The organism is Aliiroseovarius marinus, assembly GCF_004360145.1.
In the GTDB taxonomy this organism is placed as follows: domain Bacteria; phylum Pseudomonadota; class Alphaproteobacteria; order Rhodobacterales; family Rhodobacteraceae; genus Aliiroseovarius; species Aliiroseovarius marinus.
Window position 1 is genome coordinate 550514 of sequence record NZ_ML178712.1, and the last position, 13298, is coordinate 563811.

General features: G+C 60.2%; 9 protein-coding genes. 5 read left to right on the forward strand and 4 right to left on the reverse strand.

The window, feature by feature from the left end; genetic code table 11:
• Positions 1-8 precede the first annotated feature (8 nt).
• A complete protein-coding gene (locus EOL43_RS02880) occupies positions 9-650 on the forward strand; it encodes an RNA-binding protein (protein ID WP_133485318.1) in 642 nt (213 codons plus the stop codon).
• Entirely contained in the window at positions 647-3139 is a 2493-nt protein-coding gene (gene infB / locus EOL43_RS02885; protein ID WP_133485320.1) for a translation initiation factor IF-2, read from the forward strand. The genes EOL43_RS02880 and infB overlap by 4 nt, the downstream gene beginning before the upstream one ends.
• A gap of 78 nt (positions 3140-3217) precedes the next feature.
• Here infB and mutT read toward each other — a convergent pair whose 3' ends face one another.
• From mutT to EOL43_RS02900, 3 genes are read right to left on the reverse strand one after another with little or no spacing between them, the layout of a single operon-like run.
• A complete protein-coding gene (gene mutT, locus EOL43_RS02890; RefSeq protein ID WP_133485323.1) occupies positions 3218-3616 on the reverse strand; it encodes an 8-oxo-dGTP diphosphatase MutT in 399 nt (132 codons plus the stop codon).
• Positions 3613-4914 carry a bifunctional glutamate N-acetyltransferase/amino-acid acetyltransferase ArgJ gene (gene argJ / locus EOL43_RS02895; RefSeq protein ID WP_133485325.1) on the reverse strand — a complete coding sequence of 434 codons (1302 nt, stop codon included), beginning with the start codon at positions 4912-4914 and terminating at the stop codon, positions 3613-3615. The genes mutT and argJ overlap by 4 nt, the downstream gene beginning before the upstream one ends.
• A gap of 16 nt (positions 4915-4930) precedes the next feature.
• Positions 4931-5809, reverse strand: coding sequence for a peptidylprolyl isomerase (locus EOL43_RS02900; protein WP_133485327.1), 879 nt, complete (start codon positions 5807-5809; stop codon positions 4931-4933).
• Positions 5810-5987: 178 nt separating this feature from the next.
• Between EOL43_RS02900 and secA the strand changes: the two genes are divergently transcribed.
• From secA to EOL43_RS02915, 3 genes are all read left to right on the forward strand, one after another.
• Complete coding sequence (secA, locus tag EOL43_RS02905; RefSeq protein WP_133485329.1) at positions 5988-8669, forward strand: preprotein translocase subunit SecA; 2682 nt, start codon at positions 5988-5990, stop codon at positions 8667-8669.
• Between the two features lie 111 nt (positions 8670-8780).
• The gene (locus tag EOL43_RS02910; RefSeq protein WP_133485331.1) at positions 8781-10763 is read left to right on the forward strand and encodes an acyltransferase family protein; all 1983 of its coding nucleotides are present in this window, start codon (positions 8781-8783) and stop codon (positions 10761-10763) included.
• Between the two features lie 100 nt (positions 10764-10863).
• A complete protein-coding gene (locus EOL43_RS02915; protein WP_240686436.1) occupies positions 10864-12441 on the forward strand; it encodes a phosphate ABC transporter substrate-binding/OmpA family protein in 1578 nt (525 codons plus the stop codon).
• Positions 12442-12444: 3 nt separating this feature from the next.
• Here the strand turns inward: EOL43_RS02915 and radC are convergent, their stop codons facing one another.
• A complete protein-coding gene (radC, locus tag EOL43_RS02920; protein WP_133485333.1) occupies positions 12445-13218 on the reverse strand; it encodes a RadC family protein in 774 nt (257 codons plus the stop codon).
• Positions 13219-13298: the final 80 nt, after the last annotated feature.

A 13298-nucleotide genomic window follows, 5' to 3' on the forward strand; every position in this document is an offset into this window, starting at 1 on the left:
GGCAACGCATGACGCGTGGTGGACATAAAAAGCGGCCGGAAGAGCCCGAACGGCGCTGCATCGCAACCGGTGAAACCCAGCCAAAGGCCGGGTTGATCCGTTTTGTGGTGGGGCCGGATGACATGGTGGTGCCTGACCTGTTGGGCAAGCTGCCGGGTCGTGGGATCTATGTCGCTGCCAACCGTGCGGCGATTGCCACGGCGATTAAGAAAGGCCTGTTTTCGCGTGCTGCGCGCAAGCAGGTCACCGTGCCAGACGGGTTGCTCGATCTGCTCGAGCGTAGCTACGCGGATCGGGTGACGCATCTGATCGCGATGGCGCGCAAAGCGGGTCAAGCGGTCGCTGGGTATGAGAAAGTTAAAGACTGGCTGATGAAAGATCAGGCCTATGTCCTGATCCAAGCCTCGGACGGGTCCGAGCGCGGAAAGTCAAAACTCAGACCGCCCCGAGAGGAGGGACGGTTTATCGAATGTCTGACCGGCGACGAGCTGGGTTTGGCGTTTGGACGTGAAAATGTGATACATGGCGCGCTATCGTCTGGCGGTTTGGCCTCTCGTGTTGTAGAGGAAGCCCAGAAACTGACAGCGATGCGTGTTGTGCAAGACAACGACGGCGGGAAGGCTCGCCGGAAAGGTACGAAGACCAGATGAGCGATAATGACGGCAAAAAGACCCTTGGCCTGCGCGGAAGCCGCCCCGGCCAGGTGAAGCAAAGCTTCAGCCACGGGCGCACCAAGAACGTCGTGGTCGAAACGAAACGCAAGCGCGTTGTCGTGCCCAAGCCGGGTGCGGCAGCTGGTGGTTCGGGCAAGACGCCCGCAGGTGGGGATCCGCGCAAGCGTCCCGCTGGCATTTCGGATGCCGAAATGGAACGCCGCATGAAGGCGCTTCAGGCAGCCAAGGCGCGTGAAGCCGAGGAAGCCGAAAAGCGTGCAGCCGAAGAAAAGGCCCGCGAGGAAGAGCGTAAGCGTCGTCGCGAAGAAGCCGAAGCCAAGGAACGCGCCGAGCGCGAGCGTGAAGAAGCGCTGAAAGCCAAGGCCGAAGAAGAAGCCCGCAAGAAACGCGAAGCTGAAGAAGCCAAGACCCGTGCAAAAGCGGCTCCTGCTCCGGCAGCGGATCCGGCAGCGGCTCAGGCGGCTGAACAGCGTGGCACCGGCAAACCGTCGTCGGCTCCGCGAAAGAAAGACGATCGTGGCGGTGCCAATGACCGCCAGAACCGTGGCAAGGGCCGCGACGATGGTCGCCGTTCGGGCAAGCTGACCGTGAACCAGGCGATGCGTGGTGGCGATGGCCGTCAGCGCTCGGTTGCCTCGATGCGCCGTAAGCAGGAACGTGCACGACAGAAAGCTATGGGTGAGAATGTCGAGCGGGAAAAGGTTATCCGCGACGTTCAGGTCCCCGAGGCCATCGTCGTGTCGGAACTGGCCAACCGTATGGCCGAACGTGTTGCTGACGTCGTAAAATCGCTCATGAAAATGGGCATGATGGTGACGCAGAACCAAGCCATCGATGCCGATACCGCAGAACTGATCATCGAAGAGTTCGGCCACAACATCGTTCGCGTTTCCGACGCCGACGTTGAGGACGTGATCGACACCGTCGAGGACAAAGAGGAAGACCTGGAAGATCGCGCCCCGATCATCACGATCATGGGCCACGTTGACCACGGTAAAACCTCGCTTCTGGACGCGATCCGCGATGCGAAGGTAACCGCCGGCGAAGCTGGCGGCATCACGCAGCACATCGGCGCCTATCAGGTGAAAACCGACAGTGGCGCAACGCTGAGCTTCCTGGATACGCCCGGCCACGCCGCGTTTACCTCGATGCGTGCACGTGGTGCGCAGGTGACGGATATCGTTGTTCTGGTTGTGGCTGCTGACGACAGCGTCATGCCGCAGACCATCGAAGCCATCAACCACGCGAAAGCGGCGGGTGTTCCGATGATCGTTGCGATCAACAAATGCGACAAGCCGACTGCGAACCCCGATCAGGTCCGCGCCGAGCTGCTTCAGCATGAAGTGATCGTCGAAAAGATGTCGGGTGACGTGCAGGATGTTGAAGTGTCCGCCATCACCGGTGCTGGTCTGGATGAACTGCTGGAAGCCATCGCGCTTCAGTCGGAAATTCTGGAACTGAAAGCCAACCCGAGCCGTGCGGCCTCGGGCGCTGTGATCGAAGCCCAGCTTGATGTGGGCCGTGGTCCGGTTGCCACCGTTCTGGTTCAGAACGGCACGCTGAAACAGGGCGATATCTTCGTCGTGGGCGAGCAGTGGGGTAAGGTTCGTGCGCTGGTCAACGACCACGGCGACCGCGTGAAAGAAGCTGGCCCCTCGGTTCCGGTCGAGGTTCTGGGTCTGAATGGCACGCCCGAAGCGGGTGACGTTCTGAACGTAGTGGATACCGAAGCGCAAGCCCGCGAGATCGCTGAATATCGCGAGCAAGCCGCCAAGGACAAACGTGCCGCTGCCGGTGCTGCGACCACGCTGGAACAGATGATGGCGAAGGCGAAGGCCGACAAGGATGTGGCCGAGCTGCCCATCCTGGTCAAAGCCGACGTGCAGGGTTCTGCCGAAGCTATCGTTCAGGCGATGGAAAAGATCGGCAACGAAGAGGTTCGCGTGCGCGTGCTGCACTATGGTGTGGGCGCGATCACCGAAACCGATGTGGGTCTGGCGGAAGCCTCGGGCGCACCGGTTATCGGCTTCAACGTCCGTGCAAACGCCTCGGCCCGCAACTCGGCCAACCAAAAGGGCGTCGAGATCCGCTACTACTCGGTCATCTATGATCTTGTGGATGACGTGAAAGCGGCGGCCTCGGGTCTGCTGTCGGCAGAGGTACGCGAGAACTTCATCGGCTACGCCGAGATCCGCGAAGTCTTCAAAGTGTCGGGCGTTGGCAAGGTTGCCGGTTGTCTGGTCACCGAAGGCGTTGCCCGCCGTTCGGCAGGCGTCCGCCTGCTGCGCGACAACGTGGTGATCCACGAAGGCACGCTGAAGACCCTGAAGCGCTTCAAAGACGAAGTGAAAGAGGTTCTGTCCGGTCAGGAATGCGGTATGGCGTTCGAAAACTACGACGACATCCGTCCGAATGACGTGATCGAGATCTTCGAACGAGAAGAGGTCGAGCGTACGCTGGACTAATCGCAACGCCGATTGATGAATAAGAAAAGGGGACGGTTTTCCGTCCCCTTTTTGTATGTCTTGCAGCAGGTTAGCCGTTTACAGGAGTTCGCGCAGCACCGGGATCAGCGGAATGTCAGCGGGCGGCATCGGGAAGTCGCGCAGCTGGTTCACCCGCGCCCATTTCAGGACCTGCCCCTCACGCGGGGTCGGCGTGCCGTTCCACTTGCGACAGGCGAAAAGCGGCATCAGCAGATGGAAGTCATCATAGCTGTGGCTGGCGAAGGACAAGGGGGCGAGGCAGGAATTCCACGTCTCGATCCCCAGTTCCTCGTGCAATTCACGGACCAAGGCGGCTTCGGGCGTTTCACCCTGTTCGACCTTGCCGCCCGGAAACTCCCACAGGCCCGCCATGGACTTCCCCTCGGGCCGTTGGGCCAGCAGGATCCGCCCGTCCGGATCGATCAGGGCGACAGCAGAAACAAGGATGGTTTTCACGAGCGATAATCCGCGTTGATTTGGATATAGGCGTGGGTCAGATCGCAGGTCCAGACGGTGGCTGTGCCCTCGCCCACACCCAGATCGACGTCGATCAGCAGGTCGTCCTGCTTCATGTATTCTGCGCCGTCTTCTTCGCGATAGGCGGGCGACACCCAGCCTTTTTCCGCGACCAGAATGTCTCCGAACCGGATCGACAGAAGATCGCGGTCGGCATAGGCGCCGGACTTGCCGATCGCCGCCACGACGCGGCCCCAGTTGGGATCTTCACCCGCGACTGCGGTTTTCACCAAGGGCGAGTTGGCGATGGCAAGGGCATGCACTTTGGCGTCTGCGTTCGATTTCGCACCGGTCACACGGACCTCGACAAATTTCGTGGCGCCTTCGCCGTCACGCACGACCTGATGCGCCAGATCCAGCATCACGCCGTTCAGGGCGGCGCGGAAGGCGGCGTTGTCTTGGTTGACCTCGACGCCCGACGCCCCCGTCGCCGCCAGAAGCAGCGTGTCTGAGGTCGAGGTGTCGCTGTCCACGGTGATCGCGTTGAAGCTGTCCTCGTTCAGGTCCGACAGCATCGCTTGCAGGTCGCCCTGAGCAATCTTGGCGTCGGTGAAGATGAACACCAGCATCGTCGCCATATCCGGCGCAATCATGCCCGAGCCTTTGGCGATCCCTGCAATATGCACGATCCGGTCACCGATCTTCACCTCAGCCTTGGCGCCTTTGGGGAAGGTGTCTGTGGTGCGGATCGCTTGGGCGGCGTCTTGCATCGCATCGGGGGTCAGAAGCCCCTTCAGCTCGTCGATTTTGGCAGTGATGCGGTCATGGGGCAGCGGTTCGCCAATCACGCCGGTCGAGGCGGTGAAAACGCGGTCTTGCGGCACGTCCAGCGCGCTGGCCACAGCCCCGGTAATGGCCGCAACCGACCCGTCCCCAGTGGCACCGGTGAAGGCATTCGAGTTGCCCGCGTTGACCAGAAAAGCCGCGCCTTGGTCCGAGGCCCCGCCCAGTTTCGCCTGACAGTCCAAGACCGGCGCAGACCGCGTTGCAGACTTGGTGAATACACCTGCAATCGCGGTGCCCGGCTGAAGCTCGGCCAGCATCACATCCAGCCGATCTTTGTATTTCACACCCGCCTTCACAGCCGAGAACTTGGCCCCGGCAATCACCGGCAGGTCAGGGAAACTTGCGGGCGCAAGCGGCGAAACCTCATGCGTGTGGTCCCGCGCCGCGGCCAGCTTGGCCTTCAGCTTGGATACCTTCTTTTTCAGCTTTTTGATTTTCGCCGTCTTGCCCATCTTTGTCCCCTAAAGATCAGTTGTCCAACAGTGTCATATCACGCGAGACGGCGGGGTCGATCCCTTCCAGCGCTGTGCGTTCAATTGTTGCACCATCCAGCAGTGCCTGAAGGGCCACATCGACGGCATCCGCCTCGATCTGGGCGGCCAGTTCGGCGCGAACTTCGTCTAGTTCCGGCGCACCAACCATGCGGGTGTCGTTCAGTTTGACCACGTGCCAGCCGAACTGGGTTTGGACGGGGGCGGACACCGCGCCGACCTCAAGCACAAAGACCGCGTCTTCGAACGGCTTCACCATCATGCCGGGACCAAACCAGCCCAGATCCCCGCCGCCGGGACCCGACGGACCGGTCGAGAACTCTTTCGCCAGTTCGGCAAAGTCGGCACCGCCGTCTAGCTTGGTGATCAGATCTTTCGCTTCATCTTCGGTGGCCACCAGAATATGCGCGGCGCTGAACTCTTTGGTGGGCTCGGCATCGGCATATTGCGCGTCATAGGCGGCCTGCAGAGCGTCTTCGGTCACGGCCTCGGCGACAATGGCGTCAACCTGCTGGGCGGCGGCCATTTCACGGCGGGTGTTTTCCAGAATGATCTCGTTCCGACGGCTGATTTCGTCTGCGGCCTGACCCAGTACGGTCTGCTGGATCAGCTGCTCGACCAGACCGGGGAACAGCACGTCATCGGGCAACTGTTGGTATTGCTGCGCCAGACCCTGACGGGCGGCGATGACGTGTGCCACGGTGATATTTTCACCGTTTACAGTCGCCAGAACGGTGTCGGCCTGAACCTCGACCTTGGGCATGGCATCTTCGGTTGCGGTTTCTTGCGCAAAGGCAGGCGCACCCAAAGTCAGCGAAAGGGCGAAGCCAAAGGCGGCCGCGTGGCGATAAATCATGAAAATATCCTTCAAAACAGGCCGGAATCCCCGGCAACATTGACAGTTTTCCACCCGACGCTTACATCGCTAAGGGCTTAAGAGCGTGGGTTCTTGAGCACTTAGATAGGTGGCTGGATCGGGACGGGCAAGTTTCCTCTGGTCAAACCAGCGTTAAACCGCATTGAGGCAAAAAAACATGCTTGGAAAAATCGCGCGTAAAGTCTTTGGCACACCGAATGATCGCAAGATCAAAGCCACGCGACCCATTGTCGAAAAGATCAACGCGCTTGAGGACGAATTCGCCGCCCTGACGGATGACGGCATCGTCGCCAAGACCGAAGAATTGAAGCAACGTGTGGCGGATGGCGAAAAGCTGGACGCGATCCTGCCCGAGGCCTTTGCCAACTGTCGCGAAGCCGCCAAACGTGCGCTGGGTCTGCGGGCCTTTGATACGCAGTTGATGGGCGGGATCTTCCTGCACCAAGGCAACATCGCCGAGATGAAGACCGGTGAAGGCAAAACCCTTGTGGCGACCTTCCCGGCCTATCTGAACGCGCTGTCCGGCAAGGGTGTGCACATCGTCACCGTGAACGACTATCTGGCCAAGCGTGACGCCGAATGGATGGGCAAGGTTTACGCCGCGCTGGGCATGACCACCGGAGTTGTCTACCCGCATCAGGCCGATGACGAAAAGCGTCAGGCCTATGCCTGCGACGTCACCTATGCCACCAACAACGAGCTGGGCTTTGACTATCTTCGCGACAACATGAAGTCTGAGCTGAAGGATATGTCCCAGCGCGGCCATAATTTCGCGATTGTGGACGAGGTTGACTCGATCCTGATCGACGAAGCGCGGACGCCGCTGATCATCTCGGGCCCGTCCGAAGACCGCTCGGAACTGTATGTCACCGTGGACGCGCTGATCCCCGAGCTGACGGAAGAGCACTATACCATCGACGAGAAAGCCCGTGGCGCCACCTTCACCGAGGAAGGCAACGAGTTCCTCGAGGAACTTCTGCACGCCCGTGGTCTGCTGCCCGAGGGTCAGTCGCTGTATGATCCAGAAAGCACCACCATCGTGCACCATGTGAACCAGGGCCTGCGCGCCCACAAGCTGTTCACCCGTGACAAGGACTATATCGTTCGTGATGGTGAAGTGGTGCTGATCGACGAGTTTACGGGCCGTATGATGGCCGGTCGTCGTCTGTCGGAAGGTCTGCACCAAGCGATTGAAGCCAAGGAAGGCTGCAAGACCCAGCCGGAAAACGTCACGCTGGCCTCGGTCACGTTCCAGAACTATTTCCGCCTCTATGGCACGCTGGGCGGTATGACAGGGACGGCTCTGACCGAAGCCGAGGAATTTGCGGAAATCTATGGCCTTGGTGTGGTCGAAGTGCCGACCAACCGCCCGATTGCCCGTATCGATGAACATGACGCCGTCTATCGCACCGAGCGCGAGAAATTCGACGCTATCGTCAAGGAAATCCGCGAGGCAAACGAGAAAGGCCAGCCAGTTCTGGTCGGTACGACCTCGATCGAGAAATCGGAACAGCTGTCGCAGTTGCTGACCGATGCCAAAATTAAGCACGACGTTCTGAACGCCCGCCAGCACGAGCGCGAGGCGCAGATCGTGGCTGACGCCGGCAAGCTGGGCGCGGTCACCATCGCCACCAACATGGCCGGTCGCGGCACCGATATTAAGCTGGGCGGCAATGTCGAGTTTAAGATCATGGAAGCGATCGAGGCGAACCCCGATGGCGATCACGAAGCCCTGCGCGCGCAGATCGAAGAAGCCCATGAGGCGGATGAACAAGCGGTGAAAGATGCAGGCGGCCTGTTCGTTCTGGCCACCGAACGTCACGAAAGCCGCCGGATCGACAACCAGCTGCGCGGCCGTTCGGGCCGTCAGGGTGACCCGGGCCGCTCGGCTTTCTTCCTGTCGTTGGACGATGATCTGATGCGTATCTTCGGCTCCGAGCGTCTGGAAAAGGTTCTGTCGACCCTTGGCATGCAGGAAGGCGAAGCCATTGTGCACCCGTGGGTGAACAAGTCGCTGGAGCGCGCCCAAGCCAAGGTTGAAGGCCGCAACTTCGACATTCGTAAGCAGCTTCTGAAATTCGACGACGTGATGAACGATCAGCGTAAGGCGATCTTTGGTCAGCGTTTGGAGATCATGGAAGCCGAGGATCTGTCCGAGATCGCAGGCGACATGCGCCATCAGGTGATCGACGATCTGGTCGATCAGTACATGCCGCCGAAATCCTATGCCGATCAGTGGGACACCCAAGGTCTGCAGGCTGCGGTGATCGAACATCTGGGCTTTGAAGAGCCGGTTGTTGATTGGGCCGCCGAGGAAGGTGTGGATGACGATTCGATCCGCGAGCGTCTGTATGATGCCTCGGACGCATTCATGGCCAAGAAAGCCGCTGATTTCGGCCCCGAGACCATGCGCACGATCGAAAAGCAGCTGATCCTGCAGACAATCGATTCGAAATGGCGTGAGCACCTGCTGACGCTGGACCACCTGCGTTCGGTCGTTGGGTTCCGTGGCTATGCGCAGCGCGATCCGCTGAACGAATACAAAAACGAAGCCTTCCAGCTGTTTGAAAGCCTTCTGGACGGTCTGCGCTCGGACGTGACCAAGAAGCTGTCTCAGATCCGCCCGATGACGGAAGAAGAGCAGCAGGCGATGATGCAGCAGATGATCCAACAGCAGCAGGCGGCGGCGCAAGCAGCTGCGGCCGCTGCGCCAAATGAAAACGCAGCCGAGGGCTTTGACGAAAACGATCCCACCACCTGGGGTAACCCGTCGCGCAACGACCCCTGCCCCTGTGGATCGGGCAAAAAGTTCAAGCACTGCCACGGCAGGCTGGTCTGATACCGCCGCGCCGCCCAGCGGCGCGGCAACACCCTGATAACAACAATTTCTTGCAGGACCGCCGATAGCTGACCTATCGTTAAGCGGTATTTGACAGGATTTTGTTGATTTATGATTTATCGGCCAGAGATTGATGGCTTGCGTGCGGTTGCCGTTTTACCGGTCATTTTGTTCCATGCGGGCATTGGCCTGTTTGAAGGTGGCTTTGTCGGCGTCGACGTCTTTTTCGTCATCAGCGGCTACCTGATCACCTCGATCCTGATCGAAGACATCGTGCGCGGGCGTTTCAGCCTTCTGAGGTTCTATGAACGCCGCGCCCGGCGTATCCTGCCCGCGCTGTTCTTCGTGGTGGCCTGCACGATCCCCTTCGCAATCCTGTGGATGCTGCCCACGCAGCTGCGCGACTATGCCCAAAGCCTTATGGCGGTCAGTCTGTTTTCGTCGAACTTCCTGTTCTGGATGGAAAGCGGGTATTTCGAGGCCGGCGCCGACCTGAAACCGCTGCTTCATACATGGAGCTTGGCCATTGAAGAGCAGTTCTATGTGATCTTCCCCGTCTTGCTGTTCGCGCTGTGGAAACTTGGCAGGCGGGCGGTGATCTGGATCCTTGCCATGATCGCAGTGGTCAGCCTTGGCCTTGCGGAATGGGGCTGGCGCGACCATCCCGCCGCCAATTTCTTCCTCGCCCCCGGCCGCGTGTGGGAGCTGTTGGCCGGTTCCTTCTGCGCCTTCGCCCTGCACCGGCGCACCCTGCCCGGCAATGACGTTGCCGCCGCGTTGGGCCTTCTGGCGATTGGGGTGGCGGTCTTTCTGTTTGACGACACGACCCCGTTCCCCAGCCTCTATACATTGCTACCCGTCATCGGCGTGCTTCTGATCATCCTGTTCGGACAGCAAGGCACGCGGGTCGCCGCCCTTCTATCGATGAAACCCATCGTGGGGATCGGGCTGATCAGCTACAGCGCTTATCTGTGGCACCAACCCATGTTCGCCTTCGCCCGTATCCGAAGCCTAACCGAGCCCAGCCTTGCCCTGATGCTGGGGCTCGCCGTGCTGTCGCTGATTTTGGCTGCCTTCAGTTGGCGTTTCGTGGAACAGCCCTTCCGTGCGGGGCCGAAAACGCGGCTGAAAACGCAGTCCGGCGTCTTTGCGATCAGCATCGCCGGGCTTGTTTTGATCGCTGGGATCGGCGCGTGGGGGCATATAAATAAGGGGCTGCCTGATCGGTTCCCGGCCCATGCGCGCGCGGTTTTGACCATGAATACCGACCAGATCGCACGCACCTGCCATTTTGATGAAAGGCTGCCATGGGTTGTGCCCAAACCGGCCTGCTTTCACACTGTTCCGAACGCCACCGACACGGTGCTGTTGCTGGGGGACAGTCATGTCGCCGCGATCTCGAACCCGGTGGTCGCGGCCCTGAACGCAAGCGGACGCAACGTGTATGTCGGCTCGTATGGCGGCTGCATTCCGCTGCCTGAAATGGAGCGCGTGCACAAATCCACCGCGCATAAATGCGCCGAGTTCGTTGGCGCCATCCTGACCTATGCCGAAGAGATCGGCATCGACACGCTGGTTCTGGTCGCCCGGTTCCCCGCCTATCTGCACGGAACGCGTTTCAGCAATGGCGAGGGCGGGGTTGAGCACGGCATCCGCATGGATGTCCGCGATTTGACGGGCGCATCGCATGAGGGGCAACTTGATCTTCTGCGCTCCAAGCTGGAAGATTTGGCCGCGCGCTTCAATCTGGTGTTGGTCGAACCGATCCCCGAAGCCGGGTGGAGCGTGCCCGAGCTGATCGCGAAGCGCATGTATTTCGAGGGCAGCGATGATCAGTCGCTGTCGACGCCTTATGCGGCCTATGCCGCGCGGACGAATGCTCTGCTGTCCATGTTTTCAGCACTTGATGCCGGGTCAGAAAACATCACGATTGCGCCCGTGCATACGCGGTTCTGCAATTTCTTGACGTCAAGATGTACGAACGCCGATGGCAAAAATATCCTTTATCTGGATGACGATCACCTTAGCCCGGCGGGCGCGGCATTGATCGCGCCGGATATCGTGGACGCGGTTGCGTCTCTTCCCTCTCACTAGCGCGCGGCGCGTTGTCAGATCGGCCACGCCGGGTCTTGGAAAATCGAAGATCACAAACAGAGGCACTGGTGCTGGGCGCGGAAATATCTATGGTCCCCGTGTGACTCGAATTCTACCTGATATCCTTGTGCGCCTTCTGGGTGCAATCTGCGCGGTTACGCTGATCAGCAGTTTTGCGGCCCGCGCGCAGGACGTCACCCTGACCTCGCGCGATGGATCAATCGAGCTGACCGGCTATCTTCTGACCTTCGATGGCGAGTTCTATCGCGTCGATACCGAGTTCGGCATCCTGACCGTCGACAGCTCGGGCGTTAGCTGCGAGGGGCCGGGCTGTCCCAGCCTTGGGCCGTTTGTGGCCGAACTGACGATTTCGGGGGCCCACAACATGGGTGCCGTCCTGTTCCCCGCACTGGTCGAGGGCTTCGCCCTTCGCAACGGTTACGCCCTGAAACGTGAAGAGATACAGGGGGTAGGCACGCTTTATACGCTTCTGGAGGGCGGCAGCGGGCAAGAGGTTGCGCGCTTTACCATCAAGCTGACCACCAGCTCGGAAGGCTTTGCCGATCTGCTGAGCCAGCAGGCCGATATGGTTCTGTCGATGCGACAAGCGACGACCCGCGAACGGACGCTTGCGCGGGATGCGGGCCTTGGCGATCTGCGGATGGCGCGGCAAAGCCGGGTGGCGGCTCTGGATGCGTTGGTGCCCATCGTTGCGCCGGGTAATCCGGTGACGCGGATCTCGATCTCGCAACTGGCAGCGATCTATGCGGGCAAGATCACCAACTGGTCCCAGCTGGGGGGCGAGGACGCGCCAATCACGCCCTATATGATGGATGTGGAAGAAGGCTTCGGCCCCGTTTTCATGCAAGATGTCATCGCAGCGCAGGGCGTCACCCTGTCTGACCGCGTGGTGATCCATCCGACCAGCCGCACCCTTGCCGACGCGATTGCGCGTGATCCGTATGGCATTGCGATGACGACTTATACCCAGCGCGGCAGCGGTGAAGTGGTCGAGTTGTCAGGCCGTTGCGGCTTCTCGGTCCATGCCTCGCGCGCGTCGATCAAGTCCGAAGATTATCCTCTGACCATGCCGATGTTCCTGTATCTGCCGGAACGCCGACTGCCCCAGATCGGGCGCGAGTTCCTGTCCTATCTGCGGACTGACAGTGCGCAGTTCGTGACCCGCCGCGCGGGTTTTGTGGACCAGGCGCTGACCCGCCAACCGCTGCGTGCGCAGGGGGATCGGATGGCCAATGCGATCACCGCAGGCGGGGAAGAGGTCGCCTTGGACGAACTTCAGCGCATGATCACCACCCTGACCGGGTCCGAGCGTCTGTCGATCAGCTTCCGTTTTGAAGGCGGTTCCACCCTTTTGGATGCGCCCTCGCGGTCGAACGTGGCCTTGCTGGCCGAGGCTTTGGAGAGCGGGCATTTTGACGGTAAGCGCTTGTCTTTCATTGGATTTTCAGACGGGCAAGGCGCTGCAGAGCAGAACCGAAAATTGTCCGAACGCCGCGCGCGTGCCGTGCGGGATCAGGTCTTGGCGCAGCTTGAGGCCTTCGATCTGTCCCGTGTCGAGATGCAGATCGACGCCTTTGGCGAGGCGATGCCGATGGCCTGTGACGACAGTGCTTGGGGGCGGAGTGTGAACCGCCGGGTCGAGATCTGGGTAGATTGACGCCTAAAGGTATCCTTCAGACCGAAAGCTTAACTCGGTCGATTTTCCGATGATCAAGTGATCATGCAGTGCAATGCCAAGCGCCTTCGCGGCGTCATTCACCTGCGCTGTCATCTGGATATCGCTTTCCGATGGCGTCGGATCCCCGGACGGGTGGTTGTGCACCAAGATCAGCGCCGAGGCGTTCAATTCCAGCGCCCGTTTCACCACCTCGCGCGGGTAGACGGGCACATGATCTACAGTGCCTTTCGCCTGTTCTTCATCCGCGATCAGCACGTTTTTGCGGTCCAGAAACAGCACGCGGAATTGTTCGGTATCGCGGTGCGCCATGGTGGTGTGGCAATAATCCAGCACCGCGTCCCAGCTGGAAATCACATGCCGCTGCATCACCTTGGACCGCGCCATACGATGGGCCGCGGCTTCTATGATTTTCAGGTCAGTGATGACCGAGTCGCCAATGCCCGACACGGTGCGTAACCGGTCAGTCGGTGCCGTAACCACGCGGTTGAAGTCGCCGAACGTGTCCAGCAGTTCCCGCGCGATGGGTTTCACGTCGCGGCGGGGGATCGAGCGGAACAAGAGAAGCTCTAGCAACTCATAATCCGGCATGGCCTGCGCCCCGCCTTCGTTAAACCGCGCGCGCAACCGTTGGCGGTGGTCCTTGATATAGGACGGCAGCTTGCCAGCGGTCATCGCGATCGGCGTCGCAGGTGCCTCGTCCGTGTCGAACAGGCTTTGCGGCATCTCGGCGAAGTGGAAGTCACGCTGGTCGGTCATGTGGACAGCCTGTCCCAAGATTGGTGAATGGCAGGTTAACGTGCACGAGAAACAAAAACGCCCCGGCGTTTGTGCAACAC

Bases quoted from the DNA above. Each gene is read 5' to 3' on its own strand.
- EOL43_RS02880 (WP_133485318.1), top strand. From the start codon at position 9: ATGACGCGTGGTGGACATAAAAAGCGGCCGGAAGAGCCCGAACGGCGC.
- infB (WP_133485320.1), top strand. From the start codon at position 647: ATGAGCGATAATGACGGCAAAAAGACCCTTGGCCTGCGCGGAAGCCGC.
- argJ (WP_133485325.1), bottom strand. From the start codon at position 4,914: ATGGGCAAGACGGCGAAAATCAAAAAGCTGAAAAAGAAGGTATCCAAG.
- EOL43_RS02900 (WP_133485327.1), bottom strand. From the start codon at position 5,809: ATGATTTATCGCCACGCGGCCGCCTTTGGCTTCGCCCTTTCGCTGACT.
- secA (WP_133485329.1), top strand. From the start codon at position 5,988: ATGCTTGGAAAAATCGCGCGTAAAGTCTTTGGCACACCGAATGATCGC.
- EOL43_RS02910 (WP_133485331.1), top strand. From the start codon at position 8,781: ATGATTTATCGGCCAGAGATTGATGGCTTGCGTGCGGTTGCCGTTTTA.
- radC (WP_133485333.1), bottom strand. From the start codon at position 13,218: ATGACCGACCAGCGTGACTTCCACTTCGCCGAGATGCCGCAAAGCCTG.